This window comes from Gordonia rhizosphera NBRC 16068, assembly GCF_000298195.1.
GTDB lineage: Bacteria > Actinomycetota > Actinomycetes > Mycobacteriales > Mycobacteriaceae > Gordonia > Gordonia rhizosphera.
This window is the reverse complement of record NZ_BAHC01000084.1, coordinates 25,569-42,448: the sequence shown is the minus strand read 5'-3', so window position 1 is coordinate 42,448 and position 16,880 is coordinate 25,569. Positions and strand designations below refer to the sequence as shown.

17 protein-coding genes are annotated in these 16,880 nt (G+C 68.5%); 3 read left to right on the top strand and 14 right to left on the bottom strand.

The annotated features are described in order from the left end of the window. Positions 1-14 precede the first annotated feature (14 nt). From dnaG to GORHZ_RS10140, 4 genes are all read right to left on the bottom strand, one after another. Positions 15-1,940 (bottom strand): DNA primase, encoded by a 1,926-nt coding sequence (dnaG, locus tag GORHZ_RS10155; protein ID WP_006332667.1) that lies wholly within the window; start codon positions 1,938-1,940, stop codon positions 15-17. A 40-nt stretch (positions 1,941-1,980) separates the two neighbouring features. Then, the gene (locus GORHZ_RS10150; RefSeq protein WP_006332657.1) at positions 1,981-3,291 is read right to left on the bottom strand and encodes a deoxyguanosinetriphosphate triphosphohydrolase; all 1,311 of its coding nucleotides are present in this window, start codon (positions 3,289-3,291) and stop codon (positions 1,981-1,983) included. Then, on the bottom strand, positions 3,284-3,793 hold the full coding sequence (locus tag GORHZ_RS10145) for a cold-shock protein (protein ID WP_006332655.1): 510 nt from the start codon (positions 3,791-3,793) through the stop codon (positions 3,284-3,286). The genes GORHZ_RS10150 and GORHZ_RS10145 overlap by 8 nt, the downstream gene beginning before the upstream one ends. A 129-nt stretch (positions 3,794-3,922) precedes the next feature. After that, positions 3,923-5,311 carry a glycine--tRNA ligase gene (locus tag GORHZ_RS10140; protein ID WP_006332653.1) on the bottom strand — a complete coding sequence of 463 codons (1,389 nt, stop codon included), beginning with the start codon at positions 5,309-5,311 and terminating at the stop codon, positions 3,923-3,925. Between the two features lie 136 nt (positions 5,312-5,447). On the opposite strand from GORHZ_RS10140, the gene GORHZ_RS10135 reads away from it, so the two are divergent. The 3 genes from GORHZ_RS10135 to GORHZ_RS10125 all read left to right on the top strand — a co-directional run bounded on the left by GORHZ_RS10135 (position 5,448) and on the right by GORHZ_RS10125 (position 7,842). Then, positions 5,448-6,962: a M20/M25/M40 family metallo-hydrolase gene (locus tag GORHZ_RS10135; protein WP_306302417.1), complete on the top strand. Its 1,515-nt coding sequence runs from the start codon at positions 5,448-5,450 to the stop codon at positions 6,960-6,962. A gap of 95 nt (positions 6,963-7,057) precedes the next feature. Further along, the gene (locus GORHZ_RS10130; RefSeq protein ID WP_006332649.1) at positions 7,058-7,411 is read left to right on the top strand and encodes an ArsR/SmtB family transcription factor; all 354 of its coding nucleotides are present in this window, start codon (positions 7,058-7,060) and stop codon (positions 7,409-7,411) included. Further along, the gene (locus GORHZ_RS10125; RefSeq protein ID WP_006332647.1) at positions 7,408-7,842 is read left to right on the top strand and encodes a Fur family transcriptional regulator; all 435 of its coding nucleotides are present in this window, start codon (positions 7,408-7,410) and stop codon (positions 7,840-7,842) included. The genes GORHZ_RS10130 and GORHZ_RS10125 overlap by 4 nt, the downstream gene beginning before the upstream one ends. Here GORHZ_RS10125 and GORHZ_RS10120 read toward each other — a convergent pair. The 10 genes from GORHZ_RS10120 to GORHZ_RS10075 form a co-directional block, all read right to left on the bottom strand. After that, the gene (locus tag GORHZ_RS10120; protein WP_006332645.1) at positions 7,828-8,241 is read right to left on the bottom strand and encodes a hypothetical protein; all 414 of its coding nucleotides are present in this window, start codon (positions 8,239-8,241) and stop codon (positions 7,828-7,830) included. The genes GORHZ_RS10125 and GORHZ_RS10120 overlap by 15 nt on opposite strands. After that, positions 8,238-9,059, bottom strand: a complete 822-nt coding sequence (locus GORHZ_RS10115) for an isoprenyl transferase (RefSeq protein WP_006332643.1) — start codon at positions 9,057-9,059, stop codon at positions 8,238-8,240. Before GORHZ_RS10115 ends, GORHZ_RS10120 begins: the two co-directional genes overlap by 4 nt. A 13-nt stretch (positions 9,060-9,072) precedes the next feature. Then, positions 9,073-9,831 carry a DNA repair protein RecO gene (gene recO, locus GORHZ_RS10110; protein WP_040531165.1) on the bottom strand — a complete coding sequence of 253 codons (759 nt, stop codon included), beginning with the start codon at positions 9,829-9,831 and terminating at the stop codon, positions 9,073-9,075. Positions 9,832-9,918: 87 nt separating this feature from the next. Beyond that, positions 9,919-10,836, bottom strand: coding sequence for a GTPase Era (gene era, locus GORHZ_RS10105; RefSeq protein WP_006332640.1), 918 nt, complete (start codon positions 10,834-10,836; stop codon positions 9,919-9,921). Next, the gene (locus GORHZ_RS10100; RefSeq protein ID WP_006332638.1) at positions 10,836-11,192 is read right to left on the bottom strand and encodes a cytidine deaminase-like protein; all 357 of its coding nucleotides are present in this window, start codon (positions 11,190-11,192) and stop codon (positions 10,836-10,838) included. Before GORHZ_RS10100 ends, era begins: the two co-directional genes overlap by 1 nt. Beyond that, positions 11,189-12,673, bottom strand: coding sequence for a hemolysin family protein (locus GORHZ_RS10095; RefSeq protein ID WP_006332636.1), 1,485 nt, complete (start codon positions 12,671-12,673; stop codon positions 11,189-11,191). Before GORHZ_RS10095 ends, GORHZ_RS10100 begins: the two co-directional genes overlap by 4 nt. 2 nt (positions 12,674-12,675) lie before the next feature. Further along, positions 12,676-13,242: an rRNA maturation RNase YbeY gene (ybeY, locus tag GORHZ_RS10090; RefSeq protein WP_006332633.1), complete on the bottom strand. Its 567-nt coding sequence runs from the start codon at positions 13,240-13,242 to the stop codon at positions 12,676-12,678. After that, positions 13,239-15,197, bottom strand: coding sequence for a PhoH family protein (locus tag GORHZ_RS10085; RefSeq protein WP_006332631.1), 1,959 nt, complete (start codon positions 15,195-15,197; stop codon positions 13,239-13,241). The genes ybeY and GORHZ_RS10085 overlap by 4 nt, the downstream gene beginning before the upstream one ends. 115 nt (positions 15,198-15,312) lie before the next feature. Further along, the gene (locus tag GORHZ_RS10080) at positions 15,313-16,089 is read right to left on the bottom strand and encodes an alpha/beta hydrolase family protein (protein WP_006332629.1); all 777 of its coding nucleotides are present in this window, start codon (positions 16,087-16,089) and stop codon (positions 15,313-15,315) included. Positions 16,090-16,099: 10 nt separating this feature from the next. Beyond that, the gene (locus tag GORHZ_RS10075) at positions 16,100-16,852 is read right to left on the bottom strand and encodes a 16S rRNA (uracil(1498)-N(3))-methyltransferase (protein ID WP_006332627.1); all 753 of its coding nucleotides are present in this window, start codon (positions 16,850-16,852) and stop codon (positions 16,100-16,102) included. Positions 16,853-16,880 lie beyond the last annotated feature (28 nt).

Sequence of the window (16,880 nt, the reverse complement as noted above, 5' to 3'; positions counted from 1 at the left end):
TCCGAACCCTGGTGTCAGCCGACGTCGACGCCGGGATCGACGGCCTGCTCGAGCAGGCTGCGGCGGTAGGCCTCCAACGCCACCAGATCGCCGAACACCGCGTTGTAGCCGTCGGGGTCCTCCCCGGGCGACATCCGCCGCAGTCGTGACTTGATGTCGGCGATCTGCGAGCCCACCCAGACCTCCTGCAGGCGAGCCAGCACGCTGGCGATGTAGCGCGGGATGTTGTTCTCGCTCACCGGCATCGACTCCACAGCGAGTTCGGTCACCAGCGGCCCGACCACCGGGTCGTCGACGGTGTTGTGCACCGCGTCGACCCATTCGGCGCCGCCCATCCCCGACGACGTGCCGCCCAGTGAGCTCATCGCGGTCCGGATGGTGGCGTAGGCCGGTTCGGTGAAGCACTGCACCGGCAGCGAGTCGTAGACGGTGCCGGCGATGGCCGGGTACTGCAATGCCGCCTTGAGCGCCTCGCGCTGCGGCCAGAGCCGCGGATCGGTGGGGATCGGTCGGGCGGTCGGGGGTGCCGACGATGCCTCCGGCCGTTGCCGGCGCATCGGGGTGGCCTGACGGCCGTCGGCCGCCGCGGCGGCGCCGGTGGCGCGCGCGAACCGTGCGCCTTCCTCGCGCACCCGCGACAGCACCTGTCCCACGTCCTCCCAACCGACCCAGCCGGCCAGCTGACGCGCGTATTCGTCGCGCAACGCGACGTCCTTGATCCGCCCGACGACCGGAACCGTCTCGCGCAGGGCGTGGACGCGGCCCTCCGCGGTGTCGAGGTCGTGGCCGCCCAGCAGGGCCTTGATGGCGAACTCGAACATCGGCACCCGGCGCGCGATCAGATCCCGCACGGCCGCGTCGCCGTGGTGCTGGCGCAGCTCGCACGGGTCCATGCCGTCGGGGGCCACCGCCACGAAGGTCTGACCGGCGATGCTCTGCTCCCCCTCGAAGGCCTTGAGCGCCGCGGCCCGTCCGGCCTCGTCGCCGTCGAAGGTGTAGATGACCTCCCCCCGGAAGTAGGAGTCGTCCATCATCAGTCGGCGGATCAACGCCAGGTGTTCCTCGCCGAAGGCGGTGCCGCACGACGCGACCGCGGTGTTCACCCCCGCCAGGTGCATCGCCATGACGTCGGTGTAGCCCTCGACGATCACCACCTGATGGCCCTTGGCGATGTTCTTCTTGGCGTGGTCGAGGCCGAACAACACCTGAGACTTCTTGTACAGCATGGTCTCCGGCGTGTTCATGTACTTGCCGAGGTTGTCGTCGTCGAACAGTTTGCGGGCGCCGAACCCGATGATGTCGCCACCGAGATTGCGGATCGGCCACAGCAGACGTCGATGGAACCGGTCGATGGGCCCCTTGCGTCCCTGTTTCGACAGTCCTGCCGCCTCGAGTTCGCGGAACTCGAATCCTTGCGACAGCAGGGTTTTCGTCATGGTGTCCCAGCCGGCCGGGGCGTAGCCGCAGCCGAAGGCGCTCGCCGCGGCGGCGTCGAAGTCGCGTTCGGTGAGGTAGTCACGCGCCGTCTGCGCCTCGGGGGACTGCAACCGCTCGGCGTAGAACTTCTGGGCGGCCGCGTTGGCGGCGACCAGCCGGGCACGGGTGCCGCGATCGCGGACGATCGCGGTGCCGCCGCCCTCGTAGTGGATCTGATAGCCGATGCGGTCGGCGAGCTGCTCGACCGCCTCGACGAAGGTGATGTGTTCCTGCTTCTGCAGGAAGCTGTAGACGTCGCCGCCTTCGCCGCAGCCGAAGCAGTGGAAGTGTCCGTGGTTGGGACGGACGTGGAACGACGGTGTCTTCTCGTCGTGGAACGGGCACAGCCCCTTCAGGCTGTCCGCCCCGGCGCGGCGCAACGCCACGTAGTCGCCGACGATCTCCTCGATACGCGTCTGCTCACGGATCGCCGTGATGTCGCGATCGGGGATTCGGCCTGGCACGCCGACCAGTGTAGTGACTGCGCGGGCCGACTCGCGTCGCCTATCCCAGGTGCGCCTGTGCTCCCGAGTTCTGCTTGTCGGAGCGTTCGAGGCGGCCCTCGGTCATCGACGCGATCTGGTCGACGATGATCCGCAGCCGGGCACCGTCGTCGGGGGCGTCGTGCCATTGCGGGACGAAGATCGGGTCCAACCCGCCGGGCGCCGCCGCGGTCAGCCAGACCGCGACGCGGTGGATACGTTCGCGCTGTCGCTGCTGGTTGGCCTTGTGCCGCTCGTTGGAGAAGATGAATCGCAGCGCCAGAGTCTTGAGGATGGCAACCTCCGAGGCGACGCGCGGGTCCACTGTGAGGTTGGCGTCGTAGCGGGACAGCGAACGATCCCCCTCCGCTTTGCGGGTGCCGGTGATGGCGGCCGATGCGAACCGGCCGATGAGCTCGCTGGTGAGCCGCTTGAGTTTCACCGACGCGTCCAGGCTGCCGTCGAAGACACCCACCTCACGGACGATCTCCATGCGCGACAACCGGTTTGCCGCCTCGATGAGAGGTTCCGGTTCGAGTTCGGGGAACTCCCGCACCCCGATCTCGGCGAGCGCGATCTGATCGGTGGGGTCACCCAGGGTCCGCAGGTCGATGCGGTTGGCGATCACCCCGTCCTCGAGGTCGTGCACAGAGTAGGCCACGTCGTCGGACCAGTCCATCACCTGCGCCTCGATGCACTGACGGTCGCCCGGTGCACCACGGCGCACCCACGCCAGCGCGGCGGCGTCGTCGTCGTAGGCGCCGAACTTGACCTTCGGCGGCCGCCGCATCCACGGGTATTTGAGCGTCGCGTCGAGCGAGGCGCGCGTCAGGTTCAGGCCGGCGCTACGTCCCTGCGCATCGAGCAGCTTGGGTTCGAGCCGGGTGAGGATCCGCAGGTTCTGCGCGTTGCCCTCGAAACCGCCGATGTCGGCGGCGACCTCGTTCAGCGCCCGCTCACCGTTGTGACCGTAGGGCGGATGCCCGATGTCGTGGGCCAGGCCGGCGAGTTCCACGAGGTCGGGCTCACAGCCCAGACCGATCGCTATGCCTCGACCGATCTGTCCGACCTCCAGCGAATGCGTCAGACGGGTGCGTGGCGTGTCGCCTTCGCGGGGGCCGACGACCTGGGTCTTGTCGGCCAGGCGGCGCAGCGCCGCCGAATGCAGGACGCGCGCCCGGTCCCGGGCGTAGTCGCTGCGGTGATCGGTGCGAGTACCCGGCAGGCTCGCCACCTTGGCGGCCTCCGGCACGAACCGTTCGACGGCCTCATCCCCGTAGTACGCCGTCGCCGGGATCGCGGCCGACCGGCCGGTGGGCGGTGCGCTAGTCAAGCACCCATCCCCGGGCGACCGCGAAGTCGGTGATGCGCGCTCGGACGGCGACGATCTGGGCGGCGGTGAGGTCGTCGGCCGAATCCAGCAGCAGTTCGGTGAGTTCCTCGGTGAACGACGACGAGTCGAGCGCGCCGCCGCCGCCGTGACCCCCGCGCGGCCGGCGGGACCGGTCACCCCGGTCACCGCGATCACCCCGGTCGTGCGACCGGCCGTGGTCGTGACCATCGCGACGGTCGTCGCGACGGTCGTCGCGACGATGAGCCCGCGCGGCCGGCGCATCGTCGCCGGGAGCGGCCTCGGTCACCGCGACGTTGACCGCCTTGGTCCCGCGGTCGGTCTCCTCGATGTCGAACTCGACCTTCGCGCCCGGCTTGAGCGCGTCCTCATCGATGTCGATGTCGTTGATGTGCAGGAAGACGTCGGCGCCGCCCGACTCCGGGGCGAGGAATCCGAATCCCCGATTCGCGTCGTAATGGACGACCTTGCCACTGACGGTCACTGCTGCACTCACTCTCCTCGTCGCGCCCGCCGAACCCCGTGTCCGAACCGCACGACAAAACTCCAAACTCAACTATGACAGAAATCCGCAGGTCGCACGCAGCGACGACGGAGCGCGAACTCGCCCCGGTCAGGCGCCGAGCAGCTTGCCGCCGAGGTATTCGACAACCTTGTCGAGCGCGACCCGTTCCTGGCTCATGGTGTCGCGCTCGCGCACCGTGACGGCCTGGTCGTCGAGCGTGTCGAAGTCGATGGTGACGCAGAACGGGGTGCCGATCTCGTCCTGACGGCGATACCGCCGGCCGATGCCCTGCGCGTCGTCGAACTCGACGCTCCAGTGCTTGCGCAGTTCGGCGGCGAGGTCCTTGGCCTTCGGCGACAGCTTCTCGTTCCGCGACAGCGGCAGGACCGCCACCTTCACCGGGGCGAGCCGCCGGTCGAGACGCAAGACGGTGCGGGTGTCAGTGCCGCCCTTGGCGTTGGGCACCTCCTCCTCGGTGTAGGCGTCGCAGAGGAAGGCCATGAACGAGCGGGTGAGCCCGGCGGCCGGCTCGATCACGTACGGGGTGTAGCGCTCCCCCGAGGCCTGATCGAAGAAGGACAGATCCTCACCGGAGTGCTTGGAGTGGGTGGACAGATCGAAGTCGGTGCGGTTGGCCACACCCTCGAGTTCACCCCATGGGTTGCCGTGGAAGCCGAAGTTGTACTCGATGTCGACGGTGCGTTTCGAATAGTGCGACAGCTTGTCCTCGGGGTGATCGAAGAGACGCAGGTTCTCCGGGTTGATACCGAGTCCGACATACCAGTTGTACCGCTCGTCGATCCAGTACTGATGCCACTGCTCGTCCTCCCCCGGCTTGACGAAGAACTCCATCTCCATCTGCTCGAACTCACGAGTGCGGAAGATGAAGTTGCCCGGGGTGATCTCGTTGCGGAAGCTCTTGCCGATCTGGGCGATGCCGAACGGCGGCTTCTTGCGCGCGGTGGTCATCACGTTCTTGAAGTTGACGAAGATGCCCTGCGCGGTCTCCGGGCGCAGGTAGTGCAGGCCCTCCTCGTCGTCGACCGGCCCGAGGAATGTCTTCATCAGACCGGAGAACGCCTTCGGCTCGGTCCACTTACCGGGCTGCCCGGTCTCGGGGTCGTTGATGTCGGCGAGCCCGTTGGCCGGTGGGCGCCCGTGCTTGGCCTCGTAGGCCTCGATGAGGTGATCGGCCCGATAGCGCTTGTGCGTGTAGAGCGACTCCACCAGCGGATCGGTGAACACTTCGACGTGGCCCGACGCCTCCCACACCTGCCGCGGCAGGATGACCGACGAGTCGAGCCCGACGACGTCGTCGCGGCCGGTGACCATGGTGCGCCACCATTGCCGCTTGATGCTGTCCTTGAGCTCCACGCCCAGCGGACCGTAGTCCCAGGCGGAACGGGTCCCGCCGTAGATCTCGCCGCACGGGTAGACCAGACCTCGACGCTTGGCGAGGTTGACGACGGCTTCGACTTTGGACGGGGCGGCGGCCACGATGAATCGCTCTCCACGGACGTTGGGACAGGTCAGGTGCTGGTCCGGCGACGAACCGGCAACCCATACAGAGTAGCCGCAGGGGGTGTCGGCCGAAGAATCGTCACCCTCACTCGCACTGACTACGCTGGGGCGCGTGCCCGGACCGCACCGCGCAGCCGAGCGAGGACGTTCGGCCCGTCGGCTCCTCGTGCTGCTGATGGCAGTCGCGATGGCCGCGACCGGCTGCGCCGGCGATGACGAACCGCCACCCGGGAGCCCATCGTCGGCGTCGATGGCACGCCCACCGATCCGGCCGGTGGAACCGCTCACACCCGACGACCTGGCCCACGCGGTCACGGTCGACAATGTGATGGCGCATATCCGCGCCCTGCAGCAGGTCGCCGACGCGGACGGCGGCAACCGCGCCGCCGGCACGTCCGGATACGACGCCTCCCTCGCCTATGTCGCCGACCGATTGCGTGCCGCCGGCTACCTGGTATCGACACCGCAGTTCGAGTTTCCCCGTTTCGACTCCGGTCCCGTCCAACTCGGCGCCGACGGCGGCAGGGTCGATTCGCAGGTGCTGCGCTACTCGGCCGGGACCGGCGGCGAGACGCTCACCGCGACGCCGGTCGAGATCTCCGGGCATGGTTGTGCCGACTCCGACTATCCGTCTGCGGTGAGCGATTCGATCGCCGTGATCACCCGTGGCACCTGCACGTTCGCCGACAAGGCGCACCGTGCACAGGAGGCAGGCGCGGTGGCGGTGATCGTGGTGAACAACACCGCGGGTCCGTTGAACGGCGCCACCCTGGGCGTCGACGACCGCCCTTCGATCCCCGTGGTCGGGATCGCGCGAGACTCCGGGGCCACTGTCGGCGGAGCCTCGTCGGTCAGTCTGTCGGTGACGGCCTCCACCACTCCGATCGTCTCCCACAGCGTCATCGCACAAACCCGAACCGGGGACACCGACGATGTGGTGGTCGCCGGGGCCCACCTCGACGGAGTCCGCGCTGGGCCAGGGATCAATGACAACGCGACCGGAACAGCCGCTCTCCTGGAAACCGCGTTGCGGCTGGGATCGACACCGCGCGCCGCCCACGCCGTACGGTTTGCGTTCTGGGGTGCCGAAGAGGACGGACTGGTGGGGTCGAGGAGCTACGTCGACTCGCTCGATCCCGCCGAGCGCGACGCGGTGGCGCTTTACCTCAACTTCGACATGCTCGCCTCTCCCAACGGCGGATATTTCACCTACGACGGCGATGGCTCGGCACGCCTGGGAGGGCGGGCCGGCCCACCGGGCTCGGCCGGCATCGAGCACCTGTTCACGGCGTTCTTCGCGTCCCGTGGAGTCCCGGTGCAGCCCGCCGCCTTCGACGGCCGCTCGGACCACGCGCCGTTCGCGGAGATCGGCGTCCCCGTGGGTGGGCTCACGACCGGATCAGACCGAGAGAAGTCTGCTGCCGAGGCAGACCTGTGGGGCGGCCACACCGGGACGGCCTTCGACCCCAACTATCACGGACCCGACGACAACGTCGCGAACGTCAACACCGGTCTCCTCGCGGTGAACGCCTCCGCCATCGGCTTCGCTATCGCGACCTATGCGCTGTCGACCGATGGACCCGACGGCGTCCCCACAAAGGAGGATCGCCACCGGTCCGACGGCTGACACGAGACCGGCGGTCCCGAGAGGTGGCCGGAGCAGATTGAAAACGATTTCCGTTAGACTGACAGTGTCCCGCCGAGCCGAACGGAGGTGCCGAGGTGGACCGACCGGCCGACCACGTCAGCGATCAGCAGGCACGTGAGGCTGCGAGCGACCTGCTGCGCGCGCTGGCCTCGCCCACACGTATCGCGATCGTCCTGGCCCTGCTCGAGGCCCCTCGGTGCGTCCACGAACTCGTCGGATCGCTGCAACTGAGCCAGCCGTTGGTGAGCCAGCACCTGCGGGTACTCAAGGACGCCGGCGTGGTCCGCGGTCAGCGCAACGGCCGCGAGATCATGTACGAACTCGTCGACGACCATCTCGCCCACATCGTCACCGACGCGCTCACGCACGCGATGGAACCGCGCTCGGCATCGGTCACCGCTGCCGAGCGCGAGGTCGGTAGCCGGTGACCACCCACCACGCCGACCGACCGGCGACCGGACAGCGGTCGACGCGACAGCGGGCGGCCATCGCCGAGGCGCTCGCCGAGGGCGACGACTTCGTCTCCGCACAGGAACTGCACGACCGGCTCAAGGCCCGCGGCGAGTCGATCGGTCTGACCACGGTGTACCGCAACCTGCAGGCGATGAGCCAGTCCGGCCAGATCGACATCCTGTGGGACGGGTCCGGGGAGACCCGCTACCGGGACTGCTCGTCGGGTCACCATCACCATTTGGTGTGCCGACGGTGCGGCACCACCATCGAGGTGCAGGCCGATCCGGTCGAGCAGTGGGCCGCCAAGGTGGCCGCCGAACATGGGTTCACCGATATCAACCACACCGTCGAGGTGTTCGGCTTCTGCCCCGACTGCCGTGCCGGTGCCCGATCAGGTGCCGATTAGCCGGGCGGCCGCGTCGGCCCCGGCCGACAACACGATGTGCATCACCGTCAGCAAGGGCATGTCGTCGAGGGAACCCGCGGGAAACGTGTAGTACAGAAGCACATCGGTGGTGATGCCGGCCGGGTCGGACCGCCGCAGCGCACCGAAACTCAGTTGGGCGTCACAGGATTCGACGTCATCGCGCAGATCGTCGGTGTTGGGCAGGTTGACCGCGACCAGCTGCGTGATGGTCAGCACCTCCAAGCCAGGCGCCAAGGTCACCGCCCGCAACGACGCGCGGGTGGGTCCCACCTGCACGACCACCGACTCGGCGTCGGCCTCGCCGACCACACCGATCTCGTCGGCGAGTTCGGCGACGCGCGCCATCAGCGTGTGGGAGCCGTCGGTGGACTCGCTCATGCGGGCTGCACTCCGCCGAACCGGCGATCCCGCGACGCATACTCGACGCAGGCGGCCCACAGGTCACGCCGGTCGAAGTCGGGAAAAAGCTTCTCCTGATAGACCATCTCGGCGTAGGCGGACTGCCACAGCAGGAAGTTCGAGATCCGTTGCTCACCCGAGGGACGCAGGAACAGATCCACGTCGGGCATGTCGGGTTCGTCGAGGTAGCGGGCGAAGGACGCCTCGGTGATGCGCTCCGGGTCGATCTCTCCCGCGGCCGCTCGTCGTGCGATTTCCTTTGCCGCGTCGGCGATCTCGGCGCGGCCACCGTAGTTGACACACATCGTGAGCGTCATGACGGTGTTGTTCCTGGTCAGTTCCTCGGCCACTTCGAGCTCACGGATCACGCTGCGCCACAACCGTGGCCGCCGGCCGGCCCACCGCACCCGGACCCCCATCTCGTTCATCTCGTCGCGCCGGCGCCGGATCACGTCGCGGTTGAAGCCCATCAGGAACTTGACCTCGTCGGGGCTGCGCGACCAGTTCTCGGTGGAGAACGCGTAGGCCGACAGCCAGGTCACGCCGAGTTCGATGCAGCCGCAGACGGCGTCCATGAGGACCGCCTCGCCGCGTTTGTGGCCTTCGGTCCGGGGCAGGCCGCGCTCTTGCGCCCACCGTCCGTTGCCGTCCATCACCAGGGCGACGTGTCGGGGAATCAATTCGGGCTGCAGTTTCGGCGGGCGGGCCCCGCTGGGGTGCGGGTCGGGAGGGCGGACGACGGTCGGTGCCGGCGACGCCGGTCGCTTCCCGGAACGGGAACCGGGTCGTAACGCCATCAGCCGTCTCCTCTCACGCCGTGTCCACCAGCCTATGAGGTGCCTCACGTTCGATGAGCGGCAGGGTTCGCAACTGGCGCTCGAGATGCCACTGCAGATGCGCCGCGGTCAATCCGCTGGCCTGCCGCTGCAGCGACGCACTGATGCCGACGGTGTGTTCCCACTGACCGCGGAACAGCGCGTCCATCAGATCGAGGACCCCGGGCGACGGCGTTGCCGAGCCGGGTGGGCGGCAGTGGGTGCAGACCGCCCCGCCCGCCGCGACGTGGAACGCCCGATGCGGTCCGGAACCACCACATCGGGCGCATTCGTCCAGCGTGGGCATCCATCCGGCGCAGTGCATCGCGCGCAACAGATAGGCGTCGAGGATGAGTTCGTTCGGTCGTCGCTGGGCGGCCAGCGCCGACAACGCCCCGACCGTGAGCCGGTGCAGCTGCGCCGCGGGCGCACGTTCCTCACCGGCGAGCCGTTCGGCCGTCTCGAGCACCGCACATGCGGTGGTGTAGCGGCCGTAGTCGGCGACTATGGCGTCGGCGAACGCGTGCAGGGTGTGCACCTGGGTCACCACGTCGAGATTGCGGCCGGGGTAGAGGTGGACGTCGATGTGGGCGAAGGGTTCGAGCCGGGCGCCGAATTTCGACCGGGTCCGGCGGACGCCCTTGGCGACCGCCCGCACCAGACCGTGCTCCTCGGTGAGCAGCGTGATGATGCGATCGGCCTCGCCCAGCTTGTGCTGGCGAAGCACCACGGCCTCATCCCGGTAGAACCTCACCGTCACATTCTTCCACCCGGTACCGACAGCACCCGACTACGACATGCAGCCCGGTGACCCGAGTGGTCTGAGCGAGTATCGGACCGGTCAGAAACCCATCCGCCCCAACTGCTTCGGGTCGCGCTGCCAGTCCTTGGCCACCTTGACGTGCAGGTCGAGGTAGACCTTGGTGCCGAGCAGCTTCTCGATCTGGCCGCGGGCGACGGTCCCGACCTCCTTGAGCCGGGAGCCGCGGTGGCCGATCACGATGCCCTTCTGACTGTCGCGCTCTACGTAGAGGATGGCGTGTACGTCGACCATCGACGGTCCGTCGCCGTCCGCGTTCTCGTCGTCGCGCGGAATGATCTCCTCGATGACGACCGCCAGCGAGTGCGGCAGCTCATCACGGACACCTTCGAGCGCCGCTTCGCGGATGAACTCCGCCATCAGCACTTCTTCGGGTTCGTCGGTGAGTTCGCCCTCCGGGTAGAAGGCCGGCCCGGGTTCCATCAGTCCGACCAGCACGTCGGTCAGGACGTCGAGCTGTTTGCCCGACTTCGCCGACACCGGGACCACCTCTGAGGTCGGTCCGAGCAGTTCGGCGAGCGCGACGAGTTGCGCGGCGACCTTGTCGGAGGTGACCCGGTCGATCTTGGTGACGATGCCGACCACGGTGGTATTGGGGGCCATCTCGCGCACCTGCGACACGATCCAGCGGTCACCCGGCCCGATCGCCTCGTCGGCGGGCACGCACACCCCGATGACGTCGACCTCGGCGTAGGTGTCGCGGACCAGGTCGTTGAGCCGCTGGCCCAGCAGGGTGCGCGGACGGTGCAGTCCCGGTGTGTCGACGAGGATCAACTGCGCGTCGTCGCGGTTGACGATGCCGCGGATGGTGTGGCGGGTGGTCTGCGGCCGGTTGGAGGTGATCGCGATCTTCTCCCCCACCAGCGCATTGGTCAGCGTCGACTTGCCGGTGTTGGGCCGGCCCACGAAACAGATGAAACCGGAACGAAACTCTGTCATCACCCGACGTCCTGACGTCCGACGGGGTGGCCGGAGCCGTCGGTGAGCACGGCGTAGGCGCCGGCACCGAACTCGGCGAGGGTGGCCAGACCGGGATCGTCGAGGGAACCGTTGACCAGGACGGCCGCCTCGAACGACCGGGCGCCGCTCGACAACGCGGTGGCGACCGCGACCTGCAGGCCGGTCAGCGACAACGTCTGTGCCGCCACCGGGGCTCCGGCATAGGTCCGCCCGTCGCCGTCACGCACGGCGGCGGACGTGGAGGTCTCGGCACGGGCGAGCGCACCTCTGGCCAGCACGACGAGCTTGGTGTCCTCGTCGGACAGTTCCGGGGGCCCGTCGGGCGGTGTGGTCACGTGCGGTCCTCGCTCCGGGTCGATGGCTGAGTCGACATGGAGTATTCCGTATCGCCGGGACGGTCAGAGCGACGGTCCTTGCGGTGTCCGTTCTTCCGATGAGCATCCTTGCGGTGTCCGCCGTCCCGGCGTCCGCGATCGCCGCGCGCATCGTCGCTGTCGCCGTGCGCGTCGTCGCCGTGCGCGTCGTCGCCGTGCGGGTCGTCGCCGAGGGCCTCGTCCTCGGGCGCGTCGAGCCGGTCGACGAGCACCGTGATGATGCGTTGGCGCCCCCGCCGGTTCGGCCCGCCCTCGGCGACGAGCCGCAGGCCGTGCGAGTCCACCTGGGCCCCCGGCAAAGGGACACGGCCGAGTTCGAGACCAAGCAGCCCGCCAACGGTGTCCACCTCGTCGTCGTCGATGTCGAGTCCGAAGAGTTCCCCAAGATCCTCGACCGACAGCCGCGCCGACACCCGGTAGCGGCCGTCGCCGAGGTCCTCGACCGGGGCCACCTCGTCGACGTCGTACTCGTCGCTGATCTCGCCGACGATCTCCTCGAGGACGTCCTCGATGGTGACCAGACCGGCGATGCCGCCGTACTCGTCGACGAGCAGAGCCATGTGGTTTCGGGTGCGCTGCATGTCGGCCAGCACCCTGTCCAGTGGCTTGGAGTCCGGGATGAACTCGGCGTCGCGCATGAAGTCGCTCACCGGCGCCGACATCGAGCCGCCGCCCGCGACGAGATCCTTCAGGTAGACCACGCCGACGATGTCGTCGGGGTTCTCCCCGATCACCGGGATGCGCGAATGGCCGGATCGCACCGCGAGATTCATCGCCTGCGCCGCGGTCTTGTCCGCCTCGATCCAGATCATCTCCGGCCGCGGGACCATCACCTCGCGGGCGTTGGTGTCGCCGAGATCGAACACCGACTGGATCATCCGGCGTTCGTCGGCGGCCACCACACCGCTCGCCTCCGCCAAGTCCACGACCTCACGCAGTTCGACCTCGGTGGCGAACGGACCGTTGCGGAATCCCTTGCCGGGCGTGACGGCGTTACCGAGCAGGATGAGCAACCGGGTCAGCGGTTTGAGCAGGATGCCGATGCCCTGCAGGAAGATCGCCGATGCCAGCCCGATGGTGTAGGCGTGTTGACGGCCCAGGGTGCGCGGCCCCACCCCGATCGCGATGTAGGACACCACGGCCATGCCGAAGATCGTTGCGAGCAGACCCCAACCCACCCCGAACAGGTCGGTGGCCACGAGCGCCGCGAGCGCCACGGACGCCGTCTCACACACCACGCGCATCAGCACGGCGAGACCGACATAGGTGCCGCGGGCGCCGAGCACGTTCGCGAGGCGGAGCGCACCCGGCCGCTGTTCCTTGACCATGTCCTCGACCCGGGCCATCGACACCGTGGTCAGGGCCGCGTCGACCGCGGCGAAGAGTCCGCCGAACACGATGAGTACCGTCGCGGCAACGACGAACCACACGTCGTCGGGCACGATCAATCGTCCTCGGTCGCGGCGTTCTCCGGCGGGGAGGACTCGGTGAATCCGATATTCGTCAGCAGGCGGGTGTCCCGATCGGACTGACGCTTGTCCTGGGCCCGACGATGACGCTGCGCGTAGAAGTCCTCGAGGATCCGGTTCTGCAGCCCGAACATCTCCTTCTCCTCGTCCGGTTCGGCATGGTCGTAGCCCAGCAGGTGCAGCACCCCGTGGATGGTTAGCATCGCGAGTTCGTGTTCGAACGAGCGGCGCGCCTCCTTCGCCTGCTTGGCTGCGAACTCCGGACACAACACGATGTCCCCGAGGATCGCCGGACCGGGCTCGGCCGCATCGGGTCGGCCGCCCGGGACCAGTTCGTCCATCGGGAAACTCATGACGTCGGTCGGTCCGGGCAGGTCCATCCACTGCACGTGCATGTCGGCCATCGCGTCCTCGTCGACACACAGCACCGAGAGTTCGGCGGCCGGGTGGACGTCCATCGCCACCACCGCGAAGCGGGCCGCGTCGATGATGAGTTCGGCCGGGACCTCGACGCCGGATTCGTTGGCCAGTTCGATGCTCATGAGCGCCGTCCGTGTGAGGCCGCACGCCGTGCGGCGCGGTTGCCCGGCAGTCGGTCGGCGTCGCGGAGCCGACCGGCATCGCGCTCGCTCTCCTCCGCGCGCCCGTAGGCGTCGACGATATGCGCGACCAGTCTGTGGCGCACGACGTCCTGACTGGTCAGGCGGGAGAAGTTGATGTCGTCGATGCCCTCGAGGATACGGGTCGCGGCCATCAGACCGCTCTGCGCTCCGCCCGGGAGATCGACCTGCGTGACGTCGCCGGTCACGACCACCTTCGATCCGAACCCCAGACGGGTGAGGAACATCTTCATCTGCTCGCCGGTGGTGTTCTGCGCCTCGTCGAGAATGATGAACGCGTCATTGAGCGTGTTGTGGGTCAGCAGGAAGTCCTCGGTGACGTACAGCGAGTCCTCGGCCGCCACCCGGATGCAGACTGCCTCTTCGGTTCCGACCTCGTCGATGCTGTCGATGTAGCGCTTCGGGTGCTTGAATGCGGGGGCCGAGTACTTCTCGATCTTGCGGCCCAGTCGGAACGGCGGCAGCCCGTCGGGAAGTTCGATGTCGAGCATCCCCGAGTCGCCTCGGGAGACAACCCCGCCGAGCGACTGCACGAGGAACGTCACGTCGTCGCGCAGACGTTCGGACACGGTCCGGTAGTGGACTCGGCAGGTGCGGCCCGCCTGCGCCACCGTGCCGCCGTCGGTGTCGAGCACGCCCTGCAGGACGGCGAGGCGCACGTCCGCCGAATTGAGCAGGTAATCCGTCGGGACGAATCTGGTCTCGAGCGCATCGACGAGTTCCGGATCGCGGGTTGTGAACGACGGTGTGGTCCTCCCGGCGATGGACCCGTCGCCGAGCATCAGTCCGAGCGCATACGGATCGAGGGGTACCGGCCGGTCGTCGAAGGCCACCGGCGAACTGAGCAGCGGAAGCTCGTAGCGGTGATGGTGCGCGGCACGCAGGTTGCCGATCATCTCCTTCGCCGTGAGCACCCGCGGGCCTTTGCCCCGACGGCGATCGGCTCGCGTGTACACCGACCACAGATGGTCGGTCGAGCACAGGGTGGAGGCACCGTCCTGCGTGGTCACGCGAACGATGTCCTTGAAGCCCTGCGGATACACACCGAGCACTTCGGTCGGCGCACCGTTCGACCCGATGACCTCATCGCCCACCTCGAGGTCACCGATGGGCCGGAAACCCTCGGGGGTCAGCACCCGGGTCGACACCGGTTGCGCCCTACCCCGCATATACGCCAGCGGCGCCACCTCGATGACCCCGGCGGCCATCAGCTTCGGGATCGATTCGGGGTCGAGCATGTCGTGGAGCGCGTCGTAGAGCGGCCGCAGGTAGGGGTCGATCTTCTCGCTCAGGGTGCCAGGCAGGAACCCGAGACGCTCACCGGCCTCGACGGCCGGGCGGGTCAGGATTATCCGGTTCACCGACTTCGACTGCAGGGCCTGCACGGCCTTGGCCATCGCCAGGTAGGTCTTGCCGGTTCCGGCGGGGCCGAGTCCGAAAACGATGGTGTGGTTGTCGATCGCGTCGACGTAGCGCTTCTGGTTCAGCGTCTTGGGCCGGATGGTCTTGCCGCGCCGGGAGATGATGTCCAGCGACAGCACGTCGGCGGGCGACTCCGCGGTGCCCTCCGACAGCATCGAGACGCTGTGGCGCACCAGGTCGGGAGTCAGCGGGGTGCCGCGCCCGACGAGGTCGACGAGTTCGGCGATCACCCGTTCCGATGCGGCGACGTCGGCGGGCGTACCGGTGAGCGTGACCTGATTGCCCCGCACATGGATGTCGGCCGGCAGGAGCTGTTCGAGGGTCCGGAGATTCACGTCGCTGGTGCCGAGCAGCCCGAAAACCACCTCGGGGGAGATTTCCACGTTGGCGGTGACGGATCGGCCCGCTGGAGTCCTGCTCGTCGGCGTGCTCACGTCGGGGTTGTCGTCACTCACGTATGAAATCACTCCTCGCGGGTCGTCGTCGGCGCCGGTGGCGCCGTGTTCTGCAAGTCTATCGCGCTCGAACCCGTGATCAGCGGGAGTGATTCGTCGCGGGCACGGTCAGCGCTCAGATGCCGAGCAAGCGGACGGTCTGGCGCGAACATGCACTGCGCGGGTCGACGAACGCATCGTGCCCCTCCCCGGGTACCACCACGAGTTCAGCGGACTGGCCGTACTCGGTGACCGTCCGCACGTACCGTCGGCTCGACTCGACGGGGATGGCGGTGTCGTCGGCGGCGTGCAGCGCGACGACGTGCGCGTCGAATGGCTCCTGACGGATCGGCGACGCGTCGCGGTAACGGTGCGGGATCTCGTCGATCGGACGGCCGAGCAGTCGGCGGATCGACGGTCGGTCCGCGCCCGCCTCGATGTCGAGCGCCGCGGACTGCGCGATCACCGTGGTGATGGCACACGACGCGGTGCGGGCCCGCAACTGCGCCACCGACCACACGGCCAGCTGTCCCCCGGCCGAATGACCGACGACGGCGACCGACCCCCAGTTGATCCGGTCGGCGATATCGGTGGGCACCGCGTCGCGCACCGGGCCGTCGAGGGCCCGCAGCGCGGCGAGCACATCTCGCCCCGTCGACGGCCAGCCGCCGCCCTCCTCGCCGACGCGGCGGTATTCGATGTTCCACACCAGTGCACCGCGGTCGGCGAATTGGCGGGCGATGGCGGTCTGGATGGTCAGGGCGAACTCCGTGGACCAGTAGCCGCCGTGGATCAGCACGATCGGCCGGATCTCGGCCGGCGCCGCCTCGACGGAATGGTAGACGTGGCCGAATTGCGATGGAGCGTTGCCATATTCGACCTTGGTGCGATGTACGGCGGATTTCTTCACCACGGCGGTGTCCTCACCGGACGGCCCACCGGTCGGTGAGCGCCCCCAGAGCGCCGAGTGCGACCGCGGCGGCGGTCGAGGTCCGCAACACCTCCGGTCCCAGGATGACCGAGGTGGCGCCCAGTGCGGTCAGGTCGGCGATCTCGGTGTCGTCGAGGCCGCCTTCCGGGCCGATCACGAGGACGACCTCGGGCGTGTCGGTGAACGACAGCTCACGGATCGGTGTCGCACCCTCCTCGTGCAGCACCGCGACGACACCGCCCGCGGCGATGACGTCGCTGCAGCGTGCCCGCACCTCGGTGGTGGTCGCCAACGGGGTGATCTCCGGGATCCAGGCGCGTCGGCTCTGCTTCGCGGCGGCCGACGCGGCCGCACACCACTTCGCGACTCCCTTGTCGGCCTTCCCCGCCCAGCGCGCCACACACCGGGCGGCCTGCCACGGCACGATCCGGTCGGCGCCGGCCTCGGTGGCCAGGTCGACGGCGAGTTCGGAGCGCTCCGACTTCGGCAGCGCCTGCACGACGGTGACCCGCGGCCACGGCGGGTCGGTGAACGCGAAGGTGTGTGCCCGCGCGATCAGGGTGTCCTTGCCGGTGATCGCGGTGACCTCGCAGTGGGCAATCGAGCCGCGTCCGTCCCCGACGGTCAACGTCTCGCCGGTGGTGAGGCGGGTGACGGTGACGGCATGCCGTCCCTCGGCGCCGGTGAGCGTGACCTCGGCGCCGGCCCGCGGTACCTCGTCGACCCAGAACAGGGGTGGGCTCACGCAGGCGCCCCCGACAGCACCGGCACCG

Excerpts from the sequence above, each read along its gene's own strand:
- GORHZ_RS10120 (WP_006332645.1), bottom strand. The coding sequence starts at position 8,241 with ATGAGCGAGTCCACCGACGGCTCCCACACGCTGATGGCGCGCGTCGCC.
- ybeY (WP_006332633.1), bottom strand. The coding sequence starts at position 13,242 with ATGAGCATCGAACTGGCCAACGAATCCGGCGTCGAGGTCCCGGCCGAA.
- era (WP_006332640.1), bottom strand. The coding sequence starts at position 10,836 with ATGACAGAGTTTCGTTCCGGTTTCATCTGTTTCGTGGGCCGGCCCAAC.
- GORHZ_RS10115 (WP_006332643.1), bottom strand. The coding sequence starts at position 9,059 with ATGGCGTTACGACCCGGTTCCCGTTCCGGGAAGCGACCGGCGTCGCCG.